Here is a 26,314-nt window from a genome sequence, read left to right as displayed (position 1 = left end):
GTCATTGCCCGGCCGGAATCCGTCCGCCGGTGCGCACACCCCCGGGGGTAATACCAGTGTTGTGGCCGATTTCGCTTGCCGGTACTGCGCCGACGTGGATTGTGGTGCTGCTGAGCGTTGCGGATCTGGTGATCAGGGTCCTCGCCCTGGGCATCATTCCCGGCAACAGGCGCCCCACCACTGCCATGGCCTGGCTGTTAGGGATCTTCTTCGTCCCGTTCGTGGGCCTGATCCTTTTCCTGCTTTTCGGGAACTTTAAGCTCTCCAGCCGGCGCCGCCAGCAGCAGGAGATTGTCAACACCCGGGTGCGCGCAGGCATCTCGGCACTGGCCGACGTCGAAAGTGACTATCCCGGCCCGGATTGGGTCAAATCGGCCGGTGAGTTGAACCGCCGGCTGGGGTCCCTGCCGATGGTGGACGGCAACTCCGTGGACCTCATCCCCGGTTACCCGGACTCGATCCTTGCCATGACCGAGGCCGTACGCGGGGCCAGGAAATTCGTCAACGCCGAGTTCTACATCATGAGCACGGACCACATCACCGACGACCTGCTGACGGCAATGGAAGAGGCCGCGGAGCGCGGTGTGGAAGTCCGGGTGCTGTTCGACCACATCGGCACCCTGCGGGTCAAGGGCTACCGCAACCTCCTCAACCGCCTCAAGGCCAGCAAGATCCAGTGGAGGCGCATGCTCCCGTTGCTGCCCACCCAAGGCCAGTGGCGCCGTCCGGACCTGAGGAACCACCGCAAGATCATGGTGGTGGACGGTGAAATTGCCTTCACGGGCTCGCAGAACCTGATCGAGCCGTCCTACAACAACCCGAAGCACCGCAAAGCGGGCCGCGAATGGGTGGAACTTATGGCACGCCTGCGCGGACCGATCGTCACCACCCTGAACGTCGTGTTTGCTACCGACTGGCTCAGTGAGACCGACGAGAACCTCGAATACCAACTGCAACTCCCGGCCAACCCGGAGCCGGGCAACGTCACGGCCCAGGTGGTACCCAGCGGGCCCGGGTTCATCACGGAAAACAACCTGCGCCTCTTCAACACGCTGATCTACTCCGCCCAGCAACGGATTTCCATCTGCAGCCCGTACTTCGTCCCCGACGACTCGCTGCTCTATGCCATCACCACGGCGGCCCAGCGGGGCGTGGACGTGGAGCTGTTCGTATCGGAAAAGGGCGATCAGTTCCTGGTCCACCATGCCCAGCGCTCCTACTACGAGGCGCTGCTGGAGGCCGGAGTCAGGATCTACCTCTACAAGGCACCCTTCGTGCTCCACGCAAAGCACTTCACCATCGACGACGAAGTGGCCGTCCTGGGCTCCAGCAACATGGACATGCGGTCCTTCTCGTTGAACATGGAAGTCTCGGTAATGCTGCTCGGTGCGGACATTGTGGAGAGCATGCGCGCGGTGGAAAACACGTACCGGGACATTTCGAGCGAGCTCAAGCTCGAGGACTGGCTCAAGCGTCCCCTCGCCGCCCGTTATATCGATAACGTTGCCCGGCTGACGGCCACCGTCCAGTAGCCACCGTCCAGTAGCCGCGGGCGCAGGCCGGCCTAACCGCCGGGGAACTCCGCGCCCAGGGCGGAGAGCACACCGTGCGCCTTCACCCGGATCTCGTCGTACTCCTCGTCGGGCACCGAGTCGGCAGTGATGGCACCGCCGACGCCGAGTGTCAGTTCCGCCGTCGCGTCCTCTCCGGTGTAGGTGACCAGAGTCCGGATTGCCACGGCCAAATCCGTGGCTCCGTTCAGCGAAAAGTAGCCAATCGCGCCCGCATACAGGCCCCGCGGGCCGTCCTCCAACCGGTCCAGGATGGCCATGGTGCTGATTTTCGGGGCGCCGGTCATCGATCCGGCCGGGAAACAGGCGGCCACCGCCTCCGCCCTCGGCGAACCGGGCATCAACTGCGCGTCGATGGTGCTCACCATCTGGTGCACCGTGGCGTAGCTTTCGATCTCGCACAGCCGGCTGACCGTTACGGATCCGGGCTCTGCGAAATGGCTGAGGTCATTCCGCAGCAGGTCCACGATCATGATGTTCTCAGCACGGTCCTTGAGCGACGCCGCCAGCTCGTCCCGCAGTTCCCTGTCCTGCTCCGGATCGGAACCCCGGCGGCGGGTGCCCTTGATGGGTTCGGCGCGCATGCCGCCGTCGGACGTGATACGGAGGAAGCGTTCCGGCGAGGTGCTTGCCACGGTCAGCCCGCCAAACCTCAGGTAGCTGGCGAACGGCGCCGGGTTCCTCCGCCGCAGGGCTAAGTAGGTGGGCCAGGGGGGCGCCGCGGTTGCCGGCAGCCGGGCCGTAAGCGTGGTGGTGAGGCAGACCTCGTACGAGTTCCCCTCATGGATTTCGTGCTGGGCGGCCGCGATTTTCTGCTTGTAGGACACTTCGCTGTCGCGGCTGCTGAATGCTGGTGCGCCGGCAAGTACGACGCCGTTGCTGCCGCCGGCGGGGGTAATGGGCGCTGGGGTAGTCGCGGTGCCGTTTGCGTTTGCGGCGTTGTCGTTGATGTTGGCGTTGACGGCGCTCCGCGCGGCGGCCAGCCAGCTGTCAGCATCAGGTGCCTCCAAGGCCAGGAGCCAGACCGTTCCCTCGACGTGGTCCACCACGACGGCCCGGCCCGCGAAAATCAGCGCCGCGTCGGGGGTCGGCGACGTTACGTCCGAGCCGCCGGTTTCGCGTTTGAGCTCATAACCCAGGCAGCCAAGCCAGCCGAGGGTGAAGTCCCCGGGATAGTCGTTGGGGGTGCGGACAGCCCTGCGCCCCCAGACCGTGTCCAGCCAGCGGAAGAACGGGCCCGGCACGCGTACTGTTGCCCCTCCGGCAGTGACCACACTTTCGCCGGAGCGGTGCGTGACCGACTGGCCGTACGTTCCGGCGTCGTCCGCGAGGATGCTGAAGCGGCTGCGTTCGGTTGCGGGCGACTGTGGCGGCCGGGGACCAGCCGCCGGTACTGCCGTCGCGTTGGAGGAGTCCAGCCAGGCGGCGTGACCGGAGCTGCCATACAGGGATGCGAACAGGGCCGCGGTGTCCGGCCGGCCGTCCAGGCGCTCCGCCCGGAGCCTAAGGCCGCGGCGGACGGCAAGTTCCGGAACCATTACCGGTCCAAGCGCAGGGAGGTAGGAGAGGGATTGCAGGACGTCGGCCGGAGCCGACCCGTCGGCATGGTTGAGCACGCGTATATCGGCGTTCCCGGGGACGTCGTCCTCGGCGAGCCAGTCATTTTCCTGCGCTGCCCACTGATCCCAAAACGGCTCATACGTGCCGCCGTCACGTTCGAGTGCCCGCTTCCGGCGGACGTTGTCCGGTGAATCCGCCCACACCACGGCGCTCAGCAGCGGCCTGGCTTCCGCGGCAGCGGCGCCCACTCCCTCGATGATCACGATTTCCGCGGGGAGGGTGACGCGGATATCGCCGTCGTAGTGGTTTGCCCAATCCCAGCTGGTCCAGGTGGCCGGTTCGCCGCCGCTCAGCGGTGTCAGGACGGTGGAAACGTAGCGTTCGATTCCCGCCGCGAGGCCGTTCCAGCCCGGATAAATGTCCTCGAGATGAAACAGGGAGACCTTGTGGTGGTTCCGCAGCTGTGCAGCCAGTTCAATAGCCAGGGTGGTTTTGCCTGCGCCGGATCGCCCGTCAATGGCGATGATCACAGGTGCGGGGGTCATGAAATAGAGCGTACCTGCTGTCGCAGGTGCTGCTGCGTGGTTCCCCGGTGGAGCACCGCACGGACGTGATCCACGATGCCTGGCACCGCGCCATGGATCTGGTGAGCTTGGTGATGGCCAGCCGGCGGGCTACCCGCGGATCAATGGGCCCTAATGGATCACTGCGAGGAGAATGCCCACCGCGACAAAGAGGACCCCGAAAATCCGGCTCAGGATCTTTTGGCCGTGGGCGTTGTGGGTGAAACGCTGAAAAGACTTGGCGGCCAACGCGAAAAAGAACCACATGACCAGGATGTCTATCGCCACCACCGTAGCCGTGAGCACTGTGTACTGCGGCAGGAGGGGCTGTTCGGGCCGGATGAACTGCGGCATGAAGGCGAGGAAGAACACGATCGCCTTGGGGTTGAGCAGGTTGACCCACAGGCCGCGCCGGAACATGGACCAGGCCGGCTCGTTCCGGAGCGCGGCCGTCTGTTCCTGATCCAGATGGGGTTTGCTCAGGAACTGGCGGATCCCCAGGTACACGAGGTAGGCGGCGCCGGCGTAGCGGATCACGTTGAAGGCCACTGGTGAGCTGGCTACAAGGACGCCGACGCCGAGCGCCACGATGATCACGTGGATCACCAGGGCCGCCTGCTGGCCAAGGATCCCCCAGATGGAGCGGCGGAACCCCGATGTCAGGGAGTTGCTCATGGTGTTGATGGCACCGGCTCCCGGAGTAAAGCTGATGAGGACGCCGGCGCCCGCAAGGGCGAACCAAAGGGAGAATTGCACCTCCCAAGTTTAGTGTTGGTTCACCACAGGGTTGTCACCGGTTCAAAGGCCTGGAGATCTTCATCGGCCGTCACCAGCGTCAACCCCTCCACCATGGCCTGGGCCGCGAGGATCCGGTCGAAGGGGTCCTTATGCTCCCAGTCCAGCTGACCGGCTGCCAGCGTGTGCGGTGCGGTGCGGAGATGGAAAGCTCGGATGCGTAGAGGTGGGCCACCTGCCGGGCGAAGCTGGTCACGATCGCAGCGCCGGAAGGGAGCTTCCCCTGGCGGTGTTTATAGGACAGCTCGTAGGCTGTCACCGGGGGCAGCCCCCATTTCCTCATCCGTCCACGGTTCGTAGAACGCGTCGGGGACGTGGAGCGGGCCCAGGAATCCAAGTTCGCGTTTGTGCGGGCGCTCGATCTGTGGACAACAGCGGCCCATGCTCCTACGCCCGGGCGATGACCTCGCCGTTCGGAATCAGGAACCAGCCGTCGTCGGTGGATCCCCAGCGGTGCCAGCCCGCAGAGATCCGTGCCAGGTCCGCGGCGTTCGCGAAGCCGTACTCCAGGGCCTGGTCCGCGAAGGCTGAATGCAGCACCCGCTCTCCCCACACCCGCGCCTGCCATCTCCGCTGCTGCCCGGTGGCGTACAGCCAATTGCTGCTGGTGGGAGCCACGTCCGTGAAACCGGCGGACTGGGTCCAGGAAACCAGGCGGCGCCCGGCGTCTGGTTCGGCGCCGTTGCGGCGGGCGATCTGCTGGTACAGGTCCATCCACTCGTCCAGTTCCGGCAGGGACGGGTACCAGCTCATGCCGTGGAAGTCCGCGTCCCGTACGGCCACAATCCCGCCGGGCTTCGCCACGCGGCGCATCTCCCGGAGTGCCTCCACCGGATCGGTCAAATGCTGCAGCACCTGGTGGGCGTGGACGACGTCGAACGTCTCGTCCTCGAAGTCGAGGTCGTAGATGTTGCCGGCCACGAACTCCGCGTTGGGTACGCCGCGTTCAGCGGCGAGCGCCGTGGCCCGGGCGATGATGTCCGGCGACCGGTCCAGTCCGGTGACCTTGCCCGGTGCCACTAGTGCAGCGAAATCGCAGGTGATGCTCCCTGGCCCGCAGCCGACGTCGAGCACGGATGTCCCGGGGGTGAGGTGCGGGATGACAAAGGCCGCGGAGTTCTCCGCGGTCCTGGAGGCGTGGGCACGGACCACCGACTCGTGGTGGCCGTGGGTGTACACATCGTCGTCTTCAGGCTGCTGCGCACTCATAACCAAACGCTACCGCCGCGTTGGCGCGAATGGGAGGAGCCGCCGTCGTGCGTTCCACCCAACTAAGTAGCAGTAAGTGTCGTTTTGACCGCTCAAAACGACATGTACTGCTACTTACTTGGGAGTGCCCCGGTGGCCGAAGCGGAGGGGGAGGCCGGGCCGCCGCCGGACGCTTCGTAGCGGGCGGCGACGGTGGCGTCCACCATGGCCGTCATGAACCGGCTGACGAGATCCAGTTCCTCGGGGGAGAAAGCCGCCATGGCCGTACCCATGTGGCGGGACAACGGCATAAACATGGCGCCGCCGTCCTGGAAGGCCTTGGGTGTCATACGGAGCTGGACCTGCCGGCGGTCCGACGCATGCCGTTCGCGGACCACGTGGCCGGAGTTGTCCAGCCGGTCGATGAGGGCAGTGGTGGCCGGAGAGCTGAGGTGCAGTTCCTTCCGCAGGACGCCGGGCGTGACCACGAGGCCCTTGGCGGTGTGGCGCATGATGACCGCCAGCGCATTCAGGTCGGTGCGGTGCATGTCATTCTGCGCCCCGGCGGAGTCAACGTACCGGTTGGCTTCGAGGGTGAAGTCCTGTAGCAGGCGGATGAGCGACTGGGGGGCGGAGTCAGGCGGGCGCTGGAACGGTTCGTCTGTCATGTTCCGCGTCCTCCGTTCGGTGGTGTGGTGCTGCAGCTGGCCTGATGCCGGCTCTCGCTAGTGCCTTGACGGATATTACTGCAGCGACGCCGTCGGCGGGCACGCCATTGAATTGGCGGACAGTCACACGATTGCATGACAGGCACTTATCTCTATGATGGAGATACTCTATGATGGAATCAATTGTACGCCTCCATCCCCTGCCCCGAAGGAATCATGAAAACCAGTCCCCAACACAGCGCGCGGGTCCCGTTCTGGCTGCGCTGGCTCATTCCAGTACTTTTGGTGCTCACATGGCTGGCCGTCGCCGGCGTCGGCGGACCCACCTTCGGGCGCCTCAGCGAGGTCTCCTCGAACGACCAGGCATCCTTCCTTCCCGCAAGCGCCGAAGCGACGGCCGCTCAGGACTGGCAAACGAAATTCCGGGATTCCAACGAAGTGCCGGCCGTCATCCTGATCGAAAACGGGTCCGCATTCACCCCGGCCCAGCTGGGCGAGGCAGCCGGCCTGAAAGCCGATTTTGAAGGGCTGAAGCTCGGCAGCACTGTGATCGGTCCCATCCCGTCCGAAGACGGCAAGGCCGTTCAATTCATCGTCCCCGTCGATTCAGCCGGCGAGCTGAAGGAGGCCGTGAAGGAGCTCCGGACCACTGTTGCTGACGCCGCTCCCCAGGGCATGCAGACGTTCGTCACCGGACCTGCCGGCCTGGCTGCCGACCTCACCAGCGCGTTCGCCGGGATTGATGGCATCCTGCTGCTGGTGGCCCTGGGTGCCGTCTTTGTGATCCTCCTGATCGTCTACCGCTCCCTGCTCCTGCCCATCGCGGTGCTGCTCACATCGGTTTTCGCGCTGTGCGCCGCCATCCTGCTCGTGTTCGGAATGGCCAAGCTGGGCTGGATCCAGTTGAACGGCCAAAGCCAGGGCATCCTGTCCATCCTGGTGATCGGTGCGGCCACGGACTACGCCCTGCTGTACGTGGCACGGTTCCGCGAAGCCCTGACCCACACCCGCAACCGGACCGCCGCCGTGCTGACGGCATGGAAAACTTCAGTGGAACCGATCGTTGCCTCAGGCGCCACCGTGATCATCGCCCTGCTCTGCCTGCTCTTTTCCGACCTGAACTCCAACAAGGGCCTGGGCCCCGTGGCGGCTGCAGGCATCCTCTGCTCGCTGTTCGCTGCGCTGACCCTGTTGCCCGCCTTGATGGCGCTCCTTGGCCGGGCAGCGTTCTGGCCGTTCCGTCCCAAGCTGGTCCCGGAGGATCAGCGGGAACCGGAGCTCGTCACAGGGCTCGAAGGGCAGAAGGGCATCTGGCGTGCCACGGGTTCGCTGGTATCCCGCCGTCCGCGCACCGTGTGGATCGCTTCGGTCCTCCTGCTGCTGGTGGCATCGGCAGGCATCCTGCAGCTGAAGGCCAACGGCGTGCCGCAGACGGACGTCATCCTCACGGCGTCCAACGCCGTTGACGGCCAGGACGCGCTGGCGCGCCATTTCGACGCAGGCAGCGGCAGCCCCGCCGTCGTGGTTGCGGATGAAGGCAAGGCTGATGAGGTACTCGCGAAGGTCAAAGCGGCCGACGGCGTGGGAGACGCCTACCTCCTGGCTGCGGGAAGTGTCCCGATCACCGGAGCTCCCGGGACTCCCAGCGTCCCCGACGTCCGCGAGGGCAAGGTGCTGATCAATGCCACGCTCAACTACGCCGCGGATTCCATCGAAGCCGAGGACGTGGTCAAGGCGCTGCGGGAGAACGTAAAGGCGGTGGACGCCGGCGCGCTTGTGGGTGGCGTGACGGCTACGGCCCTCGACACCAACACCACGGCACAGCGCGACCTGGTGATCATCATTCCGGTGGTGCTGGTGGTCATCCTCTTTATCCTGATGCTCCTGCTCCGCTCCGTGGTGGCGCCGGTCCTGCTGGTGCTCTCTGTGGTGTTGTCCTATGGTGCGGCGATGGGTGTCTCGGCCCTGGTGTTCAACAACCTGCTGGGCTTCCCCGGTGCGGACGCCACGGTGCCGCTGTTCGGGTTCGTCTTTCTGGTCGCCCTCGGCGTGGACTACAACATCTTCCTGATGAGCCGGGTGCGCGAGGAGTCGTTGAAACACGGGACCAGGCCGGGCATCCTGCGCGGGCTGGGCGTGACCGGTGGCGTGATTACCTCCGCCGGAGTGGTGCTGGCCGCCACCTTCGCGGCCCTGAGCATCATCCCCATCATGTTCCTGGTCCAACTGGCGTTCATTGTGGCCTTCGGCGTGCTGCTGGATACCGTCCTGGTGCGTTCGCTGCTGGTTCCGGCGCTGACCTACGACATCGGCCCACGCATCTGGTGGCCGAGCAAGCTGGGCCGCCCGGAGTTGGATGCTGCCACCAAGCGGGACGCCGTGGACGTGGAGCTGGAAGCCGAGGGCGCCGGCCGCCGGTAAGGCGGTGCGCGGGGAGCCTCAGCCCTGCGCCCGCCACCAGGCCACCGTGGCCGCGGCAGCCTCCGCGAGGGGCGTGGGGCGCAGGCCGAGGGCCGTCTGGCTCGCGGCGGAGTCCATCACAAACGGCTTTTGGAACTGGTAGAGGGTTTCTGCCAGTTCGCGGAGGTCCTTCGAGAAGACGCCCATGGCCCGGAGCGCCCAACCGGGAAGGGCGCCTATTTTCGGCGCTGCCACTCCGCCGGCTTCGGTAAAAGCCGTTGCCAACTGGCGCTGCGTTACTGCCGGACCGGTGGGCGCATGCCAGACCTTGTTCCACAGCAAGGGCGTCTGCGCGGACCGGATCATTGCCGCCGCGAGGTCCGGGACGTAGGTGAACGAGTGCGGCTGGTCTGCGCTGCCCACTACCCAGAGTCTCTTTCCGGCCAGCACGGGCGCAACCATGCGCTCGCCGCCGTGGGAGTTCCGGACGCGCGGGCCGAAAAAGTCACCGGCTACCACGCTGACGGTGTTGGTGGGGGAGGCGTCACGTGCCCGCAGCAGTTCGGTGCGGACCCCACGCTTGCCACCTTGGGCCGTCCGCGGACCTGACTCGGTCATGGGCCGGTCCGGCTCGCTGTAGGAGTACAGGCTTTCAGGAAAGACGACGACGGCGCCCGCCTCACCCGCCGCCGCCAGCACCGTTTGCTCGGCCCGGGGAAGCTCCGCCCGCCACGCCGCCGCCGTGTAGGAGGAACCATGGACGCAGTGGAACACCGCGGAGGCGCCCGCGAACGTCGCACGCACCTGGGCGGCGTCCTGGACATCGGCGGTCAGCCGTTCCACCAGCGGATGCACCGGGCCTGAGCCGGAACGCGTCAGGACTTTGACGTGCTTGCCCTGCCCGGCCAGCTGTTCCGCAACCGCCCAGCCAACTGGGCCTGCTCCCGTGACAACGCATAGATCGTTCATGGTTTCCCCTTCAGGGCCGGTACTCCCCAGGACCCTCCCTTAGTGGAGAGCACTGCTCTCAGCTAAGAGTGCACCCTCGTCCGGTGAAGCGTCAAGAGCATTGCTCTCAATTGTTGACACTGCTCTGGTTTGTGCGAAGCTGAAGCCATGACCGACGCTGCCGCACATGCGGAAACCAGCCTGCGCACGCCCCGCGAGCGGGCCCGGGCCCGGACGATTGCGGACATTGTGCGGCTGGGCCGGGAGCACCTGGCAGTCCACGGTGCGGCCGCGTTGTCGCTCCGCGCCGTGGCGAGGGATCTTGGGGTTGTTTCGTCCGCGGTCTACCGGTATGTCGCCAGTCGCGATGAGCTGCTCACCCTCCTGTTGGTGGATGCCTACAACGAGTTGGGCGACGCGGTGGATGCGGCTGTGAGTTCGAGGCCTGAGGGTGATTTCGCCGGGCGGTTCGCGGCGCTGGGGCTCGCCGTCCGGAAGTGGGCGCTGCGGGAGCCTGCGCGCTACGGGCTGCTGTTCGGCAGCCCGGTGCCCGGCTACCAGGCGCCCGCCGGCCAGACCACAACGCCCGGCACGCGGGTGATTTATTGCCTCGTGGGGATCCTCGACGCCGCGTACCGCGCCCGTGAGCTGACGCCACCGCCGGCGCGGACCGCCGTCGTACCTCCTGCCCTGGCTACTGACTTTGAAGCCATCCGTGCCGGACTCGGACTCGCCGTTCCTGACGGCCTGATAGCAAACGGCGTGCTCGTGTGGACGTCACTGTTTGGCGCTGTGAGCTTCGAGGTCTTCGGCCAATACGGGCCTGACACGTTCAGTGCCCGCGATGAACTCTTTGAGCACCACCTGGCGGTTCTCGCGCGCGTGGCGGGCTTTCCGGGCTGACCTCCGCCGGACGACGAAAACCCCTGCGAAAAAATAGTAAGCCTACTGCCCTTTCGCTTCCCGCCCTCCGGGTCTAGCGTGATCTGCGGAAACTCATTCACTGTCGCAAGAGTTTGGGAGAGCTTCATGGCTGACCGTATTGCCGATATTTGGGGAAGCCGGACGCCCTATGCCCGCGGCGGGTTGTGGCCGGTCCGGGTGGACCAGGCGCTCGACGGCGGCGTGCAGGAAGCGGACGTTGACCGGTGGGTGCAGTCCGCCTGCGTCCTGTGCAGCAACGGCTGCGCCTGTGACATCGCCGTCAAGGACGGTGCCATGGTGGGCATCCGGGGCCGGGCCGGCGACCTGGTGAACCACGGGCGGCTGGGGCCGAAGGGCCTGTTCGCGAGCTGGCAGGGAGTGTCGCACAAAGACCGTCTCACCCGCCCGATGATCCGCGAGAACGGGCAGTTGGTGGAATGCAGCTGGGACACGGCAATGGGCCGCATTGTCGAGCGAAGCCAAGAGCTGCTCCGCAAGACGGGGCCGCTGAGCCACGGCTTCTACACCAGCGGCCAGCTGTTCCTCGAGGAGTATTACGCCCTGGCCGTGATCGGGAAGGCCGGCATCGGGACGCCGCACATGGACGGCAACACGCGGCTGTGCACAGCCACGGCCGCGGCGGCACTGAAGGAGTCCTTCGGTGCCGACGGGCAGCCGGGGGCGTACGAGGACATCGACCACTGCGACGCCATTTTCCTGTACGGGCACAACATGGCCGAGACGCAGACTGTCCTCTGGTCCAGGGTGCTCGACCGGATAGCCGGACCGGACCGCCCGAAAATTGTGTGCATGGATCCGCGGGACACCGAGGTGGCGAAATATGCGGACGTCCATCTCGCGCTGAAGCCCGGCACCAACCTGGCGCTGATGCACGCGCTGGTCCGTGAGGTCCTGCAGAACGGCTGGGAGGATTCGGATTACCTGGGCGATCACACCCTGGGGCTTGAGGACCTCCGGAAGACGGTGGAGCCGTGGACTCCTGAGGCCGCTGCGGAAACCTGCGGTGTGGCGGCTGCGGACATTCGGGAAGCGGCAAGAATCTTCGGAACCTCCGCCCGGGTGCTGTCCACCGTGCTGCAGGGGTTCTACCAATCGTCGCAGGCCACGGCCGCCGCCTGCCAGGTCAACAACCTGCACCTCCTGCGCGGCATGCTGGGACGCCCAGGCTGCGGGTTACTGCAGATGAACGGGCAACCCACCGCCCAGAACAACAGGGAATGCGGTGCCGACGGCGACCTGCCGGGCTTCCGGAACTGGGAAAACGAAGACCACATCAGCGAGCTGGCGAAGCTCTGGAACGTTGAACCCGCGATCATTCCGCACTGGGCGCCGCCTACGCACGCGCTGCAGATCTTCCGTTACGCAGAGCAGGGTTCCATCGAATTCCTGTGGGTGTCGGCCACCAATCCCGCCGTCTCCATGCCGCAGCTGCCCAGGATCCGGGAGATCCTCGCCAAGCCGGAACTCTTCCTCGTGGTCCAGGACCTGTACCTGACGGAAACAGCCCGGGTGGCCGACGTCGTCCTCCCCGCCGCCGGCTGGGGCGAGAAAGCCGGGACGTTTACAAATGCCGACCGCACCGTGCACCTTTCGGACAAGGCTGTGGAACCTCCGGGTGAAGCCCGCCCGGACCTGGATATTTTCCTCGACTACTCCCGCCGGATGGGCTTCCGCACCCAGGACGGCGGACCCCTGCTGCCATGGAACGGGCCCGAGGAAGCCTTCGAGGCCTGGAAGGAGTGTTCCCGGGGCCGGCCCTGCGACTACTCAGGCATCAGCTACGAAAAGCTACGCGGCGGGAGCGGCATTCCCTGGCCGTGCAACGATGACTATCCCGACGGCCGGGTCCGGCTCTACAACGACGGCGTGTTCCCTACGGACCCTGGATACTGCGAAAGCTACGGCCACGACCTCCTCACCGGGGCGTCCATTCCTCCGACGGAATATAAGGCTGCTGCGCCTGCGGGGCGGGCCTTCCTGCGCAGCGCGGAGTACACACCGCCGCACGAGGAGCCGGACCAGGAATTCCCGCTCCGCTACTCCACGGGGCGCACCGCCTATCACTTCCACACTCGAACTAAAACGGGCCGTTCCAAACCGCTGACGGCGGCCGCGCCGAAGGCCTGGGTGGAAATGGCGCCGGCCGATTGCGAAGAGTTGGGAATCTCCGAAGGTGACCTGGTGCGGGTTTCGTCCCGGCGGGGCAGCATCGAGGTGCCTGTCCGCGTCAGCGGTATCCGGCCCGGCAGCGTCTTCGCGCCCTTCCATTACGGCTACTGGGATGCCGGCGGTGTCCCGGGGGAGCACCCTACTGCCGCCAACGAACTCACCCTCACCGAGTGGGACCCGGTGTCCAAGCAGCCGGTGTTCAAGAATGCCGCGGTCAGGGTGGAGCGGATCGCAAGTGCCACTGGACCCGCTCCTGCACCGACGACGACGGCGTCCCGCCCCGCCGGGACCACGCACGTTCCAGCCACCAGGGGCGGTCCGGAAGCGGAAGCATCTGAACTCCTTGCGCCCGGTGCCCCGCCGCAGTTTCCGGGCGCCGTCAACTCCGCCGGAGGCCGGTCATGAACCTCAAGATCTACCTGGGCATGCTCCGCAGGACTGAAGTGACGCTGGCGGAATCGTTCGTCGAAGTTGCGGAGGGACACGGCGAGGAGCCCGACGTGTATTTCCTCTGCCTCACCCTGGCGCGGCAGTGCCTGGCCCACCAGGAGAAGCTGGAGGCCGTCGTCGGACGCTACGGCGAGGACACCTCGGACAATGAGCCGGAACGGCTCCATGCGGCCGGCCTCTCGCAAACCCGCAGCGGGCCGGTCGGCCTGTTGCGTGACCTGCAGGACCTCTACCTCCTGGCCAGCTTCGTGGATATCACCTGGACCATGGTCAAGCAGGCCGCCTCCGCCCTCCGCGACGAAGAGCTGCTCGCGGTGGTGGCGGAGTGCGATTCCCAGACGTCGACGCAGCTCAAATGGCTGCAGACAAGGATGAAGCAGGCCGCTCCGCAGGCGCTCGTGGCCGCGGGCCCCTAAGCCGCTGTGAGTTGCAGGCACCCCCTGTTTAGCCCGGCCCGCGCTGGGTAATATCCAAAGTGCGCCCGCATGGACGCGGAACCTCGAGGAAGGGATGCCACCATGAGCGAAAATCATGACTCCGCCGACGACCAGCCCCGCAAGGCCAGCACAGCTCCGGGCCTGGAAGGTGAAGGCGGCCAGTACGTGGAAGGCGACTACGGTGACGCCGGCGTGGTGGGCGGGGCGGAAGAGCCGCAGCCCGAAGGGGGCGACTATGAAGAGGGCGACTACGGCGACGCCGGGACCGCCGGAGCTGACCGCGAAGAGGGCGCCATTCGCGAGGGCCTGACGGACGGCCAAGTCAACACCACCGACGAGGAGCGAGGCCCCCTGCATGGGTAATCCGGCCGCGGCGGCCGGCACTGACGTTCTCCGAGAGCGAAACTAAGGCCGCCGCCGTCGGTCCGTCCTCAAAAAGCCCGGAATGACAGGGATCCGGACGATCTCCAAAAAGCACAAAATCCAAAGTTGAGCGCACTGCGCTCAACTTTGGATTGACATCGTTTGAGCGCTGAGTAAAGTTGAGTGCAGAACGCTCAATGAGGGGCGCCAGCAAGTTTCCAAGAGAAGAAGGAAGCAACACATGTCACGTGCAGTAGGTATCGACCTCGGAACCACCAACTCCGTCGTCTCCGTTCTCGAAGGTGGCGAGCCCACCGTTATTGCCAACGCCGAGGGTGGCCGCACCACGCCGTCCGTCGTTGCGTTCTCCAAGACCGGCGAAGTGCTGGTGGGCGAAATCGCCAAGCGCCAGGCCGTCAACAACATCGACCGCACCATCGCCTCCGTCAAGCGCCACATGGGCACCGACTGGTCCGTCGGCATCGATGACAAGAAGTACACCGCGCAGGAAATCTCCGCGCGTGTGCTGATGAAGCTGAAGAACGACGCCGAGTCATACCTCGGTGAAAAGGTCACCGACGCTGTGATCACCGTTCCGGCCTACTTCAACGACGCCGAGCGCCAGGCCACCAAGGAAGCCGGTGAAATCGCGGGCCTCAACGTCCTGCGCATTGTCAACGAGCCCACCGCGGCAGCACTCGCCTACGGCCTGGACAAGGGCAAGGAAGACGAACTCATCCTGGTCTTCGACCTCGGCGGCGGCACGTTCGACGTTTCCCTGCTCGAAGTGGGCAAGGACGAAGACAACTTCTCCACCATCCAGGTCCGCTCCACCGCCGGTGACAACCGCCTCGGCGGCGACGACTGGGACCAGCGCGTTGTGGACTACCTGCTGAACCAGCTCAAGGTCAAGGGCATCGACCTTTCCAAGGACAAGATCGCCCTGCAGCGCCTCCGCGAAGCTTCCGAGCAGGCCAAGAAGGAACTCTCCTCCTCCACCAGCACCAACGTCTCCCTCCAGTACCTCTCCGTCACCCCTGACGGCCCGGTTCACCTGGACGAGCAGCTGACCCGAGCCAAGTTCCAGGACCTCACCAAGGACCTGCTCGAGCGCACCAAGAAGCCGTTCCACGACGTCATCAAGGAAGCCGGCATCAAGCTCTCCGAGATCGACCACATCGTGCTCGTCGGCGGTTCCACCCGTATGCCCGCCGTCTACGACCTGGTCAAGGAACTGGCCGGCGGCAAGGAGCCCAACAAGGGCGTCAACCCGGATGAGGTCGTCGCAGTCGGCGCCGCACTCCAGGCCGGTGTCCTCAAGGGCGAGCGCAAGGACGTCCTGCTGATCGACGTCACCCCGCTGTCCCTCGGCATCGAAACCAAGGGCGGTGTGATGACGCACCTGATCGAGCGCAACACGGCCATCCCCACGAAGCGTTCCGAGACCTTCACCACCGCTGACGACAACCAGCCGTCCGTGGCCATCCAGGTCTTTCAGGGCGAGCGTGAGTTCACCCGCGACAACAAGCCGCTGGGCACGTTCGAGCTGACCGGCATCGCGCCGGCCCCGCGCGGCGTCCCGCAGGTTGAGGTCACCTTCGACATCGACGCCAACGGCATCGTGCACGTCTCGGCGAAGGACAAGGGCACCGGCAAGGAACAGTCCATGACCATCACCGGCGGCACCGCGCTCTCCAAGGAAGACATTGACCGCATGGTCAAGGACGCCGAGGAGCACGCAGCCGAGGACAAGGCCCGCCGCGAGGCAACCGACACCCGCAACACGGCCGAGCAGCTCGCCTACTCCGTGGACAAGCTCATCGCCGACAACGCCGACAAGCTGCCCGAAGAGGTCAAGACCGAGGTCCAGGCCGACGTCGATGCCCTCAAGAAGGCACTCGAAGGCACGGACGATGCCGAGGTGAAGACCGCGTTCGAGAAGCTGCAGGCCTCCCAGGGCAAGCTCGGCGAAGCCATCTACGCGCAGGCCGGTTCCCCGGACGGCGCCACGGGCGCTGCCGGTGCTGAAGGCGCCCCAGGTGCTGCAGGCGGCGAGAAGGCGGCTGACGAGGACATCGTCGACGCGGAGATCATCGACGAAGACGAAGCGAAGAAGTAGCCATGCCGCACCACGGTAACGAGGAAGAGCACAACTCATCCGCGAGCCAGGAAGCTGCGGAGCGCCGGGCCAACAGCCAGCAGGAGCCGGTCATCCGGGACAACCGCAAGGTTGACCCGGTGACCGGGCAGGCCCGGCACCCGGAGGGCGAGCAGCACGCTGACACGCCTAAGGGTGAGTCCCCGGTGGTCGAGCCTGCCGAGACTGATACCGACGGCGACGCCCTCGCCCAGGCCGAGGAAATCCTCAACGGCGTCGAGGTGCCGGCTGAGGAATCTGTGGCCCAGGGAGCAGGGCATGCTGAGGCGGCCGAGCTGAAGAACGACCTCCTCCGCCTGCAGGCTGAGTACGTCAACTACCGCAAGCGCGTTGAACGCGACCGGGCCGTGGCAGGGGAGATGGCCGTCATCGGCGTCCTGAACTCCCTGCTGCCGGTCCTGGACGACATCGACGCCGCCCGCCAGCACGGTGACCTCGCGGACGGTCCGTTCGCGGCCATCGCCACCAAGCTGGAGACCGCACTGAAGACGTACGGCCTGGTCCGCATCGCCGAGACCGGCGTGGAGTTCGATCCGAACATCCACGAGGCCCTGATCCAGCAGCCGGGCGAGGACATCGAGGTTGACACCGTCAGCCAGGTGCTCCGCTCCGGCTACCGCTCAGGCGACCGGGTCCTCCGCGCAGCACAGGTCATCGTCGCAGTACCTGCGTAGCATTACCCCCATCGAGATGGCAGTTCGCGGCAATGATTCGGAAGAACATTGCCGTGAACTGCCATCTCGGCACAAAGATTTGAAAGGAAACGCCATTGGCTAGCCAGGATTGGGTGGACAAGGACTTTTACGCGATCCTTGGTATCGCCAAGGACGCTTCCGACGCCGACATCAAGAAGGCGTACCGGAAACTTGCCCGCCAGCACCACCCGGACACCAACGCGGGTAACGCTGCCTCGGAGAAGAAGTTCAAGGACATCTCCGAGGCCTATTCGGTGCTCTCTGATCCGGACGAGCGCCAGCAGTACGACGCCATCCGTGCCATGGGCGGCGGGGCCAGGTTTGCTCCCGGCGGCGCCGGTGGCGGCGGCAATGGCGGCTTTGAGGACATGTTCGGCGGCCTGTTTACCGGCAACGCCGGCCGCCATTCAGGCGGTTTCAGTACAGCCGGGGGCATTCCGCCCGAGTTCGCGGACCTGTTCGGCGGCTTCGGTGGCCAGACCGGCTTCCAGCGTGCACCCCAAAAGGGCGCTGACCGCACCGCGACCACTAGTATTTCCTTCGCCGGCTCGATCCGCGGCACCACCATCGGCCTGCGGGAACCCAGCGGCGAAGTCATTGATGTCCGGGTCCCCGCCGGCATCAAGGACGGCCAGAAAGTGCGCGTCCGCGGGAAGGGCCAACCGTCACCGGCAGGCAATGGCGACCTGGTGGTGTCCGTGTCCGTCCAGCCCCACGCTTTCTACACGCGCGACGGCGACAACCTCCGCATCCACGTTCCGGTCACCTTCCCGGAAGCTGCTTTGGGCGCGGACATCGAAGTTCCCACCATCGACGGCGAGACGGTCAAGGTCCGCGTTCCGGCCGGCACACCCTCGGGCCGTACACTCCGGGTGAAGGGCCGCGGCGTGAAAACGTCCAAGGCGACCGGCGATCTTCTGGTGACCATCGACGTCGCGGTTCCCAAGAACCTGAACAAAGAGGCTGAGGCGGCCGTGAAGGCCTTCGCCGAGGCAACTTCCGACGCCGATGTTCGCCAGGGCCTGGCCGCCAAGGCCCGGCTTTAAGCAGCGGAGCAGACCGTGAATATCAGTGCTGACCAGCCGATCTTCGTGATCTCGGTGGCGGCCGAACTGGCGGACATGCACCCGCAGACGCTCCGGCAGTACGACCGGCTGGGCATTGTGTCGCCCAGCCGGGCGCCGGGGAAGTCCCGACGCTACTCGCAGCGCGACGTCAACATGCTGCGTGAGGTTCAGCGGCTCTCCCACGAAGGCGTCTCGCTCGAGGGCATCAAACGGATCCTCGAGCTGGAGAACCAGGTTGCCGCGCTCCAGCGCAAGGTGAGCGAACTGACCGAGGAGGTGGCCCGCCGTCGTGATCCCCTGGACTCCAGGATTTTCGCCGCCGGCGCGGCGGGCGATGTGGTGAGCCTGGCACGCGGCCAGCGTCCCCGCGCGCGCTCGCAGGCCGTTGTGGTCTGGCGGCCCAGAGCCCTGGGCAAGTAATTACGCCGGAAACAAGCACCCTGGAGGCAAGTACTCGGAAAATTAGAGTACTCACTACTCGTGACCGGTCCGCCCCCGGTGCCTTGAATGGAATTGTTGCTGGTCTCACAGCGCAAGTTCGAATCTCTGGGGGTTTGACGTGTTTGGTTCATCAGTCGTTATGTTTGCGGGGTCCAGCGCTGGGCTGATCCTGCTCACCTTCGGGCAGACCGTTGTGGTGGTCTGCGCGTGTTTTGACATGGTGCGGGCACTCTCGGTGCCAAGATCGCACCGACGGTACATAGCCAGCACCGTCTTCCGGACGCTGGCCATCCCCTCGATCATCGCCACAGGCATGAGTGCGCTCATCGCCGCGTTGTCCTGGTCGTGGACGGATGTTGGTATGTCCACGTTCGTGATGGTGGCGATCATCTTCCGCCTCCACCACGACAAGGACGAGGACAGCTGGTGGAAGGGCAAGGGCAAAAAACTCGCCCGCTGGGGCCGCCGCCAGTTCAGTTCCGGGACCAGGGTGGCGCCGGCGATGGGGTAGGCCGCAACAGAGCCGCTCTTATGGGGAACTGCCCAATTGTGTCCGGCCATGCGGCCAACATGACGTGGCGGCACATTTCCCCCAGGTTAACTCTCGGCCCCTGCCGTCCCGCGGTTTCTTCCACACGTTTGCGATACGCCTGTGCATCCGCCGGTGCCGATGGTTGGCGCCGAAACGGTTCCGAAACCAAGCAAGCAGCCAGCCGAAACAATTCACTCCTAGATTCATCGCAAGGGGTCACTTCCAGGACCTCGGAGGCGAGCCGCTGCCCAGCGCAGCGGCGGAGTGAAAAGCAGGTACACATGTGGGTTTCGGTCACCAAACGCGCGTTCCTTCCCTTGGCGGCGGCCGCCATGGCTACGGTCCTTGCAGGCTGCGGCAGCCAGATTGCGGATCCGGCAGCCGCGGGCTCCAGCGCGAGCAGCGGCACTTCCTGTGTGAACACATCGGGAAGCAGCATCAAAGTGGGGTTCATCAACTCGCTGTCCGGCACCATGGCCATCAGCGAGAGCACGGTGTTTGACTCCCTGACGCTGGCCGCCGAGGAGATTAATGCTTCCGGCGGTGTTCTGGGCAAGCAGCTCTCGATCATCAGTGAGGACGGTGCCAGCGAACCGACCAAGTTCGCTGAGCGTGCCGGGAAGCTGATCCAGCAGGACTGCACCGCCGCGGTGTTCGGCGGCTGGACCTCATCAAGCCGCAAGGCGATGCTCCCGGTTTTTGAGGCCAACGACGCGCTGCTCTTCTATCCGGTGCAGTACGAGGGCCTGGAGTCGTCCAAGAACATCTTCTACACCGGTGCCACCACCAACCAGCAGATCATTCCAGCCCTGGACTATCTGGCCGAGCAGGGAACCAAGTCCCTTTTCCTCGTTGGCAGTGACTACGTGTTCCCGCGGACAGCCAACAAGATCATCCAGGCTTACGCCGCGGCCAAGGGCATCGAAATCCGCGGGGAAGAGTACGCCCCGCTAGGCTCCACGGAATTCTCCACCATCGTCAACAAAGTCCGCGACTCCAAGGCGGATGCCGTTTTCAACACCCTCAACGGCGACAGCAACGTGGCCTTCTTCCGCCAGTACAAGAGCGTCGGACTGACCGCGGACACCATGCCCGTGGTCTCGGTTTCCATCGCCGAAGAGGAGGTCCCCGGCGTCGGCCTGGACAACGTGCAGGGCCAGCTGACGGCCTGGGATTACTACCAGACCCTCGACACCCCGGCCAACAAGAAGTTCGTCGCCGCATTCAAGGCGAAGTTCGGCACCGAGCGGGTCACGAGCGACCCCATGGAAGCTGCCTACACGTCGCTGTACCTGTGGAAAGCCATGGTGGAGAAGGCAGGTTCCTTTGAGGTGGACAAGGTGCAGGCCGCCGCTGGCGGAGTGACCTTCGAGGCGCCTGAAGGCCTGGTGACGGTGAACGGGGAGAACAACCACATCACCAAAACCCCCCGCATCGGCAAGATCAATGCGGATGGCCTGATCGACACGGTGTGGTCATCGCCCGCGGCGGTGGAACCGGATCCGTTCCTGGCCACCTATGACTGGGCCAAGGCCCTGGCCAAGTAACGGCCGCGAAAACATCACCGAGGAAAGGCCTGCCGGAATGGAACTCCTGATAGGGCAGATGTTCGCCGGACTCAGCCTCGGCTCTGTGCTGCTCCTGGCAGCACTGGGTCTGTCGCTGACCTTCGGCCAGATGGGGGTCATCAACATGGCCCATGGCGAGTTCATGATGGCCGGCGCTTACACGGCCTTCGTGGTCCAGCAAACCATCTCCGACGCCGGCGTATCGCTGCTGGTTTCCATTCCCGCGGGCTTCCTGGTGGGAGGTGTCCTGGGGCTGGTGCTCGAGGCGGTGCTGTTGCGCCGCATGTACCACCGGCCCCTGGACACCCTCCTGGTCACGTTCGGGGTGGCGCTCATCCTGCAACAGGCAGCGCGCGACATCTTCGGCGCGCCCAGTGTGGATGTCCGTGCACCGGGTTGGCTGCAGGGAAACATCGAGTTGCTGGGCGCTCCGATTCCGCTGACCCGGCTCTTCATCCTGGGCCTCTCGTTGCTGTGCCTTGCCGGCCTAATCATTCTCCTGAAGGCCACACCGCTCGGGCGACGTATCCGCGCTGTTGTCCTGAACAGGGACCTCGCGGAAACGAGCGGGGTGTCAACGCGGCGCAGCGACCAGCTGACGTTCTTCATTGGTTCGGGCCTGGCCGGCATCGCCGGCGTCGCAGTGACCCTGATCGGTTCCACCAGCCCCTACCTGGGCACCAACTACATCGTGGATGCCTTCCTGGTGGTGGTGGCCGGGGGCATCGGCCAGATCAAGGGGGCCGTCATCGCCGCCTTCGCCCTGGGCGTGCTTCAGTCCGTCTTCGAGTACTCGACGACGGCCAGCATCGGCAAAGTCCTGATCCTGATAGTGATCGTGGTGTTCCTCCAGCTCAGGCCGCAGGGCATCTTCAGCCTCAAGACGAGGAGCCTGGCATGAGAAACCTGTTTCGCGGGCGATTGGGAACCGCTGCCGGGTTCACCGTTGGCGCAGTCCTGCTCCTGGGAGTTGCACCCGCGGTTCTTCCGGCCTTCAACCTGGGCCTGCTGGGGAAGTTCCTCTGCTTTGCCATCGTGGCAGTCGGCATCGGCCTGGCCTGGGGGCGCGGCGGCATGCTGACCCTGGGCCAAGGGGTGTTCTTCGGGCTTGGCGCCTACATCATGGCCATGCACATGAAGCTGGCCGATGCCGCGCTCTTTGGCGGCACCGGCGTCCCCGACTTCATGTCCCTGTACGGCAGCGGCGAGGTGCCCGGCTGGTGGGAACCGTTCCGCAGCCCCGCGGTGACGCTCCTCGCCGTGGTCCTGGTTCCGGGGCTGGTGGCTTTGGTCCTCGGTTTGGCGATTTTCAAGCGACGCGTCAAGGGCGCCTATTTTGCGATCCTCAGCCAGGCCCTGGCCGCTGCCTTCGCAGTGTTCCTGATCGGTCAGCAGGCCACCACAGGCGGCTCCAACGGGCTCAACGGGTTCCGGTCCTTCTTCGGGTTTGACCTGAAGGATCCCAGCAACAAGCTCATGCTGTACATGATCGCGGCCGTGGTCCTCCTGCTGTCCCTCGCCATTGCCAGGCAGCTGATGCACAGCCGCCTCGGCGAGCTGCTGGTGGCGGTCCGGGACCAGGAAGAGCGCGTCCGTTTCCTTGGCTACGATCCGGCGACCGTCAAGACCGTCATCTACGTGATCGCTGCTGTTCTGGCAGGCGTTGCGGGGGCGCTGTTCGTCCCGCTCGTCGGAATTATCTCACCGGCGGATGTGGGAGTCATCCCCTCCATCGCCTTCCTCATCGGCGTCGCCATCGGCGGCCGCGCAACCCTCCTTGGGCCGGTCCTCGGCGCTATCGGCGTCGCAGCAGCCCAGTCCAGCCTGTCCTCCACTTTTCCGTCCTTCTGGGTGTATTTCCAGGGCCTGCTGTTTGTCCTGGTCATCGGATTCATGCCCGGCGGGCTGGCCTCTTTGCCTGCCGCACTTGGCAGATGGCGCCGAACCCCGGCCACAGCGTCAACGCCGGCAGCAGCACCCTCCCCATCAACAGACCCCGCTGTGCCGGATCCATCAGCGCCCCGGTCTGAAATGCCGGAACCCGCCGTGCCGGATCCCGAAGCGCCGGATCCGGACATTGCAGCGAAAGCCACCAGAACTGAGGAGGTCAGCAGATGACTACGCCCACACTGCTCCCTGACGGGGAGCCACGAGCAGGGGGGCTGCGCCACGGCCGGCCCAAGTACCTGGAAGTCCGCGACCTTTCGGTGTCCTTTGACGGGTTCCTCGCCGTGGACAACGTCAATCTTGATGTGATCCAGGGCGACCTGCGGTTCCTGATCGGTCCCAACGGTGCCGGAAAGACCACCGTGATCGATGCCATCACCGGGCTGGTCCCGGCAACCGGATCGGTGAACCATACCGGCACAGAGATCCTCGGACGGAAAGTGCACCAGATCGCCCGGCTCGGTGTGGGGCGCACCTTCCAGACCGCAAGCGTGTTTGAGGACCTCTCCGTACTCCAGAACCTCGACATCGCTGCCGGCTCCGGCCGCGGACCGCTTCAGATGCTCCGACGCCGGAAGTCCGTGGAGCCGGCCGTGGAGGAAGCGCTGGAAATCATCGGGCTGGAAGGCGCGGCGGACAAAAAGGCGGGCATCCTCGCGCACGGACAGAAGCAATGGCTGGAGATCGGCATGCTCCTGGTGCAGAACTCAGACGTGCTCCTGCTGGACGAGCCCATCGCGGGGATGAGCCAGGATGAGCGCGCGGAAACAGGCGCACTGCTGCGCCGCATCGCTGCCAGCCGGATCACCCTGGTTATCGAGCACGACATGGACTTCGTCCGGGAGTTCGCCACGTCAGTCTCAGTCCTTGCGGCCGGCAAGGTCCTCAGCGAGGGAAGCGTAGCGCAGGTGCAGGCAGACAAGAGGGTGCAGGAAGTCTACCTGGGGACCTCGGGACAGGAAGGCCACTAATGCTGGAAATCGAAGATCTGCAGACCGGCTACGGCCGCACCCAAGTGATCTCCGGGGTGAGCGTGACCGTCCCGGACGGTGCAGTTGTCTCTGTCCTGGGGCACAACGGCGCCGGCAAAACGACGCTGCTGCGCGCCGTCGTCGGGCTGCTCAAACCCACGGCCGGACGCATCACCCTGGACGGGGAGGACATCTCGACCTTCCGCCCGCACCAGCGGGTGGCGCGGGGCATGGCCTATGTGCCGCAGGGCCAGCAGTCATTCGGGCAGCTTTCCGTCATGGAGAACCTGCAGCTAATCGCGGACGGCCGCAAGAACGGCACGGAACGCGTCGCGGAGGCCCTCGACATGTTCCCTGCACTCCGGCCTTTACTGGGCCGGCGGGCGGGGCTGCTTTCGGGCGGCCAGCGGCAGCAGCTGGCCATTGCCCGGGCCCTGATCACCGACCCGCGCCTGCTGATCCTGGACGAACCAACCGAAGGGATCCAGCCCAACGTTGTGGCCGAAATCGAAGCGACCATCGTCAAGCTGTCCCAACGCAACGGCATGAGCATCCTCCTAGTGGAGCAGCACATCGGGTTCGCGCTACAGGCCGCGGACAGTTACTACGTCCTGTCGGCCGGCAGGGTCTCCTCTTCAGGAGCGGGCGGCGCCGGATCGGCCGCCAGCGTGCGCCAGGCGATGCTCATCTGAGGGCTCACCCATCTGAAGGCTCACTCACCTGAGGGCTCACTCACCGGTGGCCGGCGTCCCTCGGTGACGTGTTCCACGCGCTCCTCATGAGTACGGAATTGTACGCAAAACTGTGGCCCTGAAATCAGGGGGCCGTCCAGCGTACTATCGAGTACATTCACACAACGAAGTGAGGAAGCCCGTGCAGTTCCATCACCACGGTTACGTATCAGGGGACCCACGCATCCAGCCTGCCGCCGGCGTCGGCCTTGACCGGCCGGCCAAGCTCCCCGACCAGGTTGACGTGCTCATCGTGGGTACCGGCCCCGCGGGCATGCTTGCCGCGGCCCAGCTTTCCCAGTTTCCCGGCATCACTACGCGCATTGTGGAGCGCCGTGCAGGAAGGCTCGTCATCGGCCAGGCGGACGGCATCCAGGCCCGCAGCGTCGAGACCTTCCAGGCCTTTGGCTTCGCCGAACGGATCATCGCCGAGGCCTACCGCATCACGGAGATGGCGTTCTGGAAGCCCGACCCCGCGGACCACTCCCGGATCGTCCGTGCCGCCCGGGCCGTTGACGACGAGATGGGCATCAGCGAGTTTCCGCACCTGATCGTCAACCAGGCCCGCGTCCTGGACTACTTCGCCGAATACATGGCGGATGCCCCCACGAGAATGGCCCCGGACTACGGGTACGAGTTCCGTGGCTTGGAAGTCGGCGAAGGAGAATACCCGGTCACCGTCACCCTCGCCCATGCGGCGGGTCCGAATGAGGGTGAAGAGCGGGTTGTGCGGGCCAAATATGTGGTCGGCGCGGACGGCGCGCGCAGCAAGGTGCGCGCTGCGATCGGCTGCACCATGTCCGGCGACGAGGCACATCACGCGTGGGGCGTGATGGATATCCTCGCCGTCACGGACTTCCCCGATATCCGGACGAAATGCGCCATCCAGTCCGGCTCGGGTGGCAGCATCCTGCTGATCCCGCGCGAAGGCGGCCACCTCTTCCGGATGTACGTTGACCTTGGCGAGGTGGGCCCGGACAACAAGGGTGCCGTGCGCAGCACCACGATCGAGCAGATTATCGGCCACGCGAACGCCATCCTGCACCCCTACTCGCTTGATGTCCGGAACGTCGCCTGGCACAGCGTGTACGAGGTTGCCCACCGCCTCACGGACAGGTTCGACGACGTCCTGCCGGAGGAGCGTGCCACCCGCACGCCGCGCGTGTTCATCACCGGCGACGCCTGCCACACGCACAGTGCCAAGGCGGGCCAGGGCATGAACGTCTCGTTGCAGGATGGATTCAACCTCGGCTGGAAGCTTGGCCACGTCCTCGAAGGCCGCAGCCCGGCCAGCCTGCTGGCCACCTACTCGGCCGAGCGGCAGGTGGTGGCGAAGAATCTCATCGACTTCGACAAAGTGTGGTCCACCATGATGGCCAAGAAGCCGGAGGAGTTTGAGAGTCCCTCCGAACTCGAGGACTTCTATGTGCGCACCGCCGAGTTTCCCGCCGGGTTCATGACCGAGTACGCGCCGTCCATCCTTACCGCCGAACCTGCACATCAGGACCTGGCCGCGGGCTTCCCGATCGGCAAGCGGTTCAAATCGGCACCCGTGGTGCGGGTGTGCGACGCCAACCCCATTCACCTAGGTCACCACGCCACAGCAGACGGCCGCTGGCGCATCTACGTTTTCGCGGATGCGGCCGCTGCAGGAGCCCCATCACCCACCACGGACCTGGCCGAGTGGCTCGCGAACTCAGCCGAATCGCCGCTCGCTGCAACGCCGTCGGGAGCTGATCCGGACGCGTGGTTCGACGTCAAGGTCATCTACCAGGAGGACCACACCACGGTGGAAATAGGCGCCGTGCCGGCGGTGTTCAAGCCGCCCGTTGGGCCGTTCAAGCTGACGGACTACGAGAAGGTCTATGCCACCGACGCCAAGGCTGACATCTTCGATCTCCGGGGCCTCCACCGCGACGGCGTGGTGGTGGTGGTACGGCCGGACCAGTACGTGGCAAACGTGCTGCCCCTGACCGCGACGGCGGAACTCGCCGCCTTCTTCGCGCCGCTCCTGACCGACGGGAAACCGGCCTGAACGCCCGGAAACCCTCCTGACCGCCCGGAAACCGGCGTAAGTGCCGCGCCGAAAAAAGCCTCACTCCCCCTGAGATTGGACGCCTGAGGCCGCCAGGTGGGGTACCTCTGAC

General features: G+C 65.4%; 23 protein-coding genes. 17 read left to right on the top strand and 6 right to left on the bottom strand.

All coding sequences use genetic code 11. From position 1 onward, the window contains the following. Positions 1-59 precede the first annotated feature (59 nt). Positions 60-1,532, top strand: coding sequence for a cardiolipin synthase (gene cls, locus AC1MCD_RS18320; RefSeq protein WP_498678420.1), 1,473 nt, complete (start codon positions 60-62; stop codon positions 1,530-1,532). 32 nt (positions 1,533-1,564) lie between these two features. Here cls and pabB read toward each other — a convergent pair whose 3' ends face one another. The 5 genes from pabB to AC1MCD_RS18295 form a co-directional block, all read right to left on the bottom strand. After that, positions 1,565-3,676 carry an aminodeoxychorismate synthase component I gene (gene pabB, locus AC1MCD_RS18315; RefSeq protein ID WP_498674000.1) on the bottom strand — a complete coding sequence of 704 codons (2,112 nt, stop codon included), beginning with the start codon at positions 3,674-3,676 and terminating at the stop codon, positions 1,565-1,567. 150 nt (positions 3,677-3,826) lie between these two features. Continuing rightward, entirely contained in the window at positions 3,827-4,450 is a 624-nt protein-coding gene (locus tag AC1MCD_RS18310; protein ID WP_498673998.1) for a LysE family transporter, read from the bottom strand. A gap of 20 nt (positions 4,451-4,470) precedes the next feature. Then, the gene (locus AC1MCD_RS18305; protein WP_498678418.1) at positions 4,471-4,596 is read right to left on the bottom strand and encodes a PIN domain-containing protein; all 126 of its coding nucleotides are present in this window, start codon (positions 4,594-4,596) and stop codon (positions 4,471-4,473) included. A gap of 280 nt (positions 4,597-4,876) precedes the next feature. Beyond that, positions 4,877-5,698 carry a methyltransferase domain-containing protein gene (locus tag AC1MCD_RS18300; protein WP_498673997.1) on the bottom strand — a complete coding sequence of 274 codons (822 nt, stop codon included), beginning with the start codon at positions 5,696-5,698 and terminating at the stop codon, positions 4,877-4,879. Between the two features lie 110 nt (positions 5,699-5,808). Further along, positions 5,809-6,345: a MarR family winged helix-turn-helix transcriptional regulator gene (locus AC1MCD_RS18295; protein ID WP_498673996.1), complete on the bottom strand. Its 537-nt coding sequence runs from the start codon at positions 6,343-6,345 to the stop codon at positions 5,809-5,811. A gap of 216 nt (positions 6,346-6,561) precedes the next feature. Here AC1MCD_RS18295 and AC1MCD_RS18290 point away from each other — a divergent pair, with 216 nt between their 5' ends. Further along, positions 6,562-8,766: an MMPL family transporter gene (locus AC1MCD_RS18290; protein WP_498673994.1), complete on the top strand. Its 2,205-nt coding sequence runs from the start codon at positions 6,562-6,564 to the stop codon at positions 8,764-8,766. 18 nt (positions 8,767-8,784) lie between these two features. On the opposite strand, the gene AC1MCD_RS18285 is transcribed toward AC1MCD_RS18290, so the two are convergent. Further along, on the bottom strand, positions 8,785-9,714 hold the full coding sequence (locus AC1MCD_RS18285; RefSeq protein ID WP_498673993.1) for an NAD-dependent epimerase/dehydratase family protein: 930 nt from the start codon (positions 9,712-9,714) through the stop codon (positions 8,785-8,787). A gap of 147 nt (positions 9,715-9,861) precedes the next feature. Here AC1MCD_RS18285 and AC1MCD_RS18280 point away from each other — a divergent pair, with 147 nt between their 5' ends. The 15 genes from AC1MCD_RS18280 to AC1MCD_RS18210 all read left to right on the top strand — a co-directional run bounded on the left by AC1MCD_RS18280 (position 9,862) and on the right by AC1MCD_RS18210 (position 26,202). Beyond that, positions 9,862-10,596, top strand: coding sequence for a TetR/AcrR family transcriptional regulator (locus tag AC1MCD_RS18280; protein WP_498673992.1), 735 nt, complete (start codon positions 9,862-9,864; stop codon positions 10,594-10,596). A 126-nt stretch (positions 10,597-10,722) separates the two neighbouring features. Continuing rightward, entirely contained in the window at positions 10,723-13,212 is a 2,490-nt protein-coding gene (locus AC1MCD_RS18275; RefSeq protein WP_498673991.1) for a molybdopterin oxidoreductase family protein, read from the top strand. Continuing rightward, positions 13,209-13,673 (top strand): hypothetical protein, encoded by a 465-nt coding sequence (locus AC1MCD_RS18270; protein ID WP_498673988.1) that lies wholly within the window; start codon positions 13,209-13,211, stop codon positions 13,671-13,673. Before AC1MCD_RS18275 ends, AC1MCD_RS18270 begins: the two co-directional genes overlap by 4 nt. Before the next feature lie 102 nt (positions 13,674-13,775). Continuing rightward, complete coding sequence (locus tag AC1MCD_RS18265) at positions 13,776-14,057, top strand: hypothetical protein (protein WP_498673986.1); 282 nt, start codon at positions 13,776-13,778, stop codon at positions 14,055-14,057. Between the two features lie 241 nt (positions 14,058-14,298). After that, positions 14,299-16,176, top strand: coding sequence for a molecular chaperone DnaK (gene dnaK / locus AC1MCD_RS18260; protein ID WP_498673983.1), 1,878 nt, complete (start codon positions 14,299-14,301; stop codon positions 16,174-16,176). Positions 16,177-16,178: 2 nt separating this feature from the next. After that, entirely contained in the window at positions 16,179-16,889 is a 711-nt protein-coding gene (locus tag AC1MCD_RS18255) for a nucleotide exchange factor GrpE (RefSeq protein WP_498673981.1), read from the top strand. 95 nt (positions 16,890-16,984) lie between these two features. Next, on the top strand, positions 16,985-17,956 hold the full coding sequence (locus AC1MCD_RS18250) for a DnaJ C-terminal domain-containing protein (RefSeq protein WP_498673979.1): 972 nt from the start codon (positions 16,985-16,987) through the stop codon (positions 17,954-17,956). Positions 17,957-17,971: 15 nt separating this feature from the next. Continuing rightward, on the top strand, positions 17,972-18,397 hold the full coding sequence (locus tag AC1MCD_RS18245) for a heat shock protein transcriptional repressor HspR (RefSeq protein WP_255768664.1): 426 nt from the start codon (positions 17,972-17,974) through the stop codon (positions 18,395-18,397). A 160-nt stretch (positions 18,398-18,557) separates the two neighbouring features. Then, positions 18,558-18,929, top strand: coding sequence for a hypothetical protein (locus AC1MCD_RS18240; protein ID WP_498678417.1), 372 nt, complete (start codon positions 18,558-18,560; stop codon positions 18,927-18,929). Positions 18,930-19,231: 302 nt separating this feature from the next. After that, complete coding sequence (gene urtA, locus AC1MCD_RS18235; RefSeq protein WP_498673977.1) at positions 19,232-20,497, top strand: urea ABC transporter substrate-binding protein; 1,266 nt, start codon at positions 19,232-19,234, stop codon at positions 20,495-20,497. A gap of 37 nt (positions 20,498-20,534) precedes the next feature. Then, positions 20,535-21,419 (top strand): urea ABC transporter permease subunit UrtB, encoded by an 885-nt coding sequence (gene urtB, locus AC1MCD_RS18230; protein ID WP_498673975.1) that lies wholly within the window; start codon positions 20,535-20,537, stop codon positions 21,417-21,419. Next, the gene (gene urtC, locus AC1MCD_RS18225; protein WP_498673973.1) at positions 21,416-22,636 is read left to right on the top strand and encodes an urea ABC transporter permease subunit UrtC; all 1,221 of its coding nucleotides are present in this window, start codon (positions 21,416-21,418) and stop codon (positions 22,634-22,636) included. The genes urtB and urtC overlap by 4 nt, the downstream gene beginning before the upstream one ends. Further along, positions 22,633-23,436 (top strand): urea ABC transporter ATP-binding protein UrtD, encoded by an 804-nt coding sequence (urtD, locus tag AC1MCD_RS18220; protein ID WP_498673972.1) that lies wholly within the window; start codon positions 22,633-22,635, stop codon positions 23,434-23,436. Before urtC ends, urtD begins: the two co-directional genes overlap by 4 nt. Next, positions 23,436-24,128, top strand: a complete 693-nt coding sequence (urtE, locus tag AC1MCD_RS18215; protein WP_498673970.1) for an urea ABC transporter ATP-binding subunit UrtE — start codon at positions 23,436-23,438, stop codon at positions 24,126-24,128. Before urtD ends, urtE begins: the two co-directional genes overlap by 1 nt. A gap of 181 nt (positions 24,129-24,309) precedes the next feature. Beyond that, the gene (locus tag AC1MCD_RS18210; protein ID WP_498673967.1) at positions 24,310-26,202 is read left to right on the top strand and encodes an FAD-binding monooxygenase; all 1,893 of its coding nucleotides are present in this window, start codon (positions 24,310-24,312) and stop codon (positions 26,200-26,202) included. Positions 26,203-26,314 lie beyond the last annotated feature (112 nt).

It is taken from the genome of Arthrobacter sp. BF1 (genome assembly GCF_056680215.1).
This window is presented reverse-complemented; position numbering and strand designations above follow the sequence as displayed.

Excerpts from the sequence above, each read along its gene's own strand:
- AC1MCD_RS18265 (WP_498673986.1), top strand. The coding sequence starts at position 13,776 with ATGAGCGAAAATCATGACTCCGCCGACGACCAGCCCCGCAAGGCCAGC.
- urtA (WP_498673977.1), top strand. The coding sequence starts at position 19,232 with ATGTGGGTTTCGGTCACCAAACGCGCGTTCCTTCCCTTGGCGGCGGCC.
- urtD (WP_498673972.1), top strand. The coding sequence starts at position 22,633 with ATGACTACGCCCACACTGCTCCCTGACGGGGAGCCACGAGCAGGGGGG.
- AC1MCD_RS18285 (WP_498673993.1), bottom strand. The coding sequence starts at position 9,714 with ATGAACGATCTATGCGTTGTCACGGGAGCAGGCCCAGTTGGCTGGGCG.
- AC1MCD_RS18290 (WP_498673994.1), top strand. The coding sequence starts at position 6,562 with ATGAAAACCAGTCCCCAACACAGCGCGCGGGTCCCGTTCTGGCTGCGC.
- AC1MCD_RS18275 (WP_498673991.1), top strand. The coding sequence starts at position 10,723 with ATGGCTGACCGTATTGCCGATATTTGGGGAAGCCGGACGCCCTATGCC.
- AC1MCD_RS18270 (WP_498673988.1), top strand. The coding sequence starts at position 13,209 with ATGAACCTCAAGATCTACCTGGGCATGCTCCGCAGGACTGAAGTGACG.
- AC1MCD_RS18255 (WP_498673981.1), top strand. The coding sequence starts at position 16,179 with ATGCCGCACCACGGTAACGAGGAAGAGCACAACTCATCCGCGAGCCAG.
- dnaK (WP_498673983.1), top strand. The coding sequence starts at position 14,299 with ATGTCACGTGCAGTAGGTATCGACCTCGGAACCACCAACTCCGTCGTC.
- urtB (WP_498673975.1), top strand. The coding sequence starts at position 20,535 with ATGGAACTCCTGATAGGGCAGATGTTCGCCGGACTCAGCCTCGGCTCT.
- AC1MCD_RS18240 (WP_498678417.1), top strand. The coding sequence starts at position 18,558 with ATGTTTGCGGGGTCCAGCGCTGGGCTGATCCTGCTCACCTTCGGGCAG.
- pabB (WP_498674000.1), bottom strand. The coding sequence starts at position 3,676 with ATGACCCCCGCACCTGTGATCATCGCCATTGACGGGCGATCCGGCGCA.
- urtC (WP_498673973.1), top strand. The coding sequence starts at position 21,416 with ATGAGAAACCTGTTTCGCGGGCGATTGGGAACCGCTGCCGGGTTCACC.
- AC1MCD_RS18300 (WP_498673997.1), bottom strand. The coding sequence starts at position 5,698 with ATGAGTGCGCAGCAGCCTGAAGACGACGATGTGTACACCCACGGCCAC.
- AC1MCD_RS18280 (WP_498673992.1), top strand. The coding sequence starts at position 9,862 with ATGACCGACGCTGCCGCACATGCGGAAACCAGCCTGCGCACGCCCCGC.
- urtE (WP_498673970.1), top strand. The coding sequence starts at position 23,436 with ATGCTGGAAATCGAAGATCTGCAGACCGGCTACGGCCGCACCCAAGTG.
- AC1MCD_RS18295 (WP_498673996.1), bottom strand. The coding sequence starts at position 6,345 with ATGACAGACGAACCGTTCCAGCGCCCGCCTGACTCCGCCCCCCAGTCG.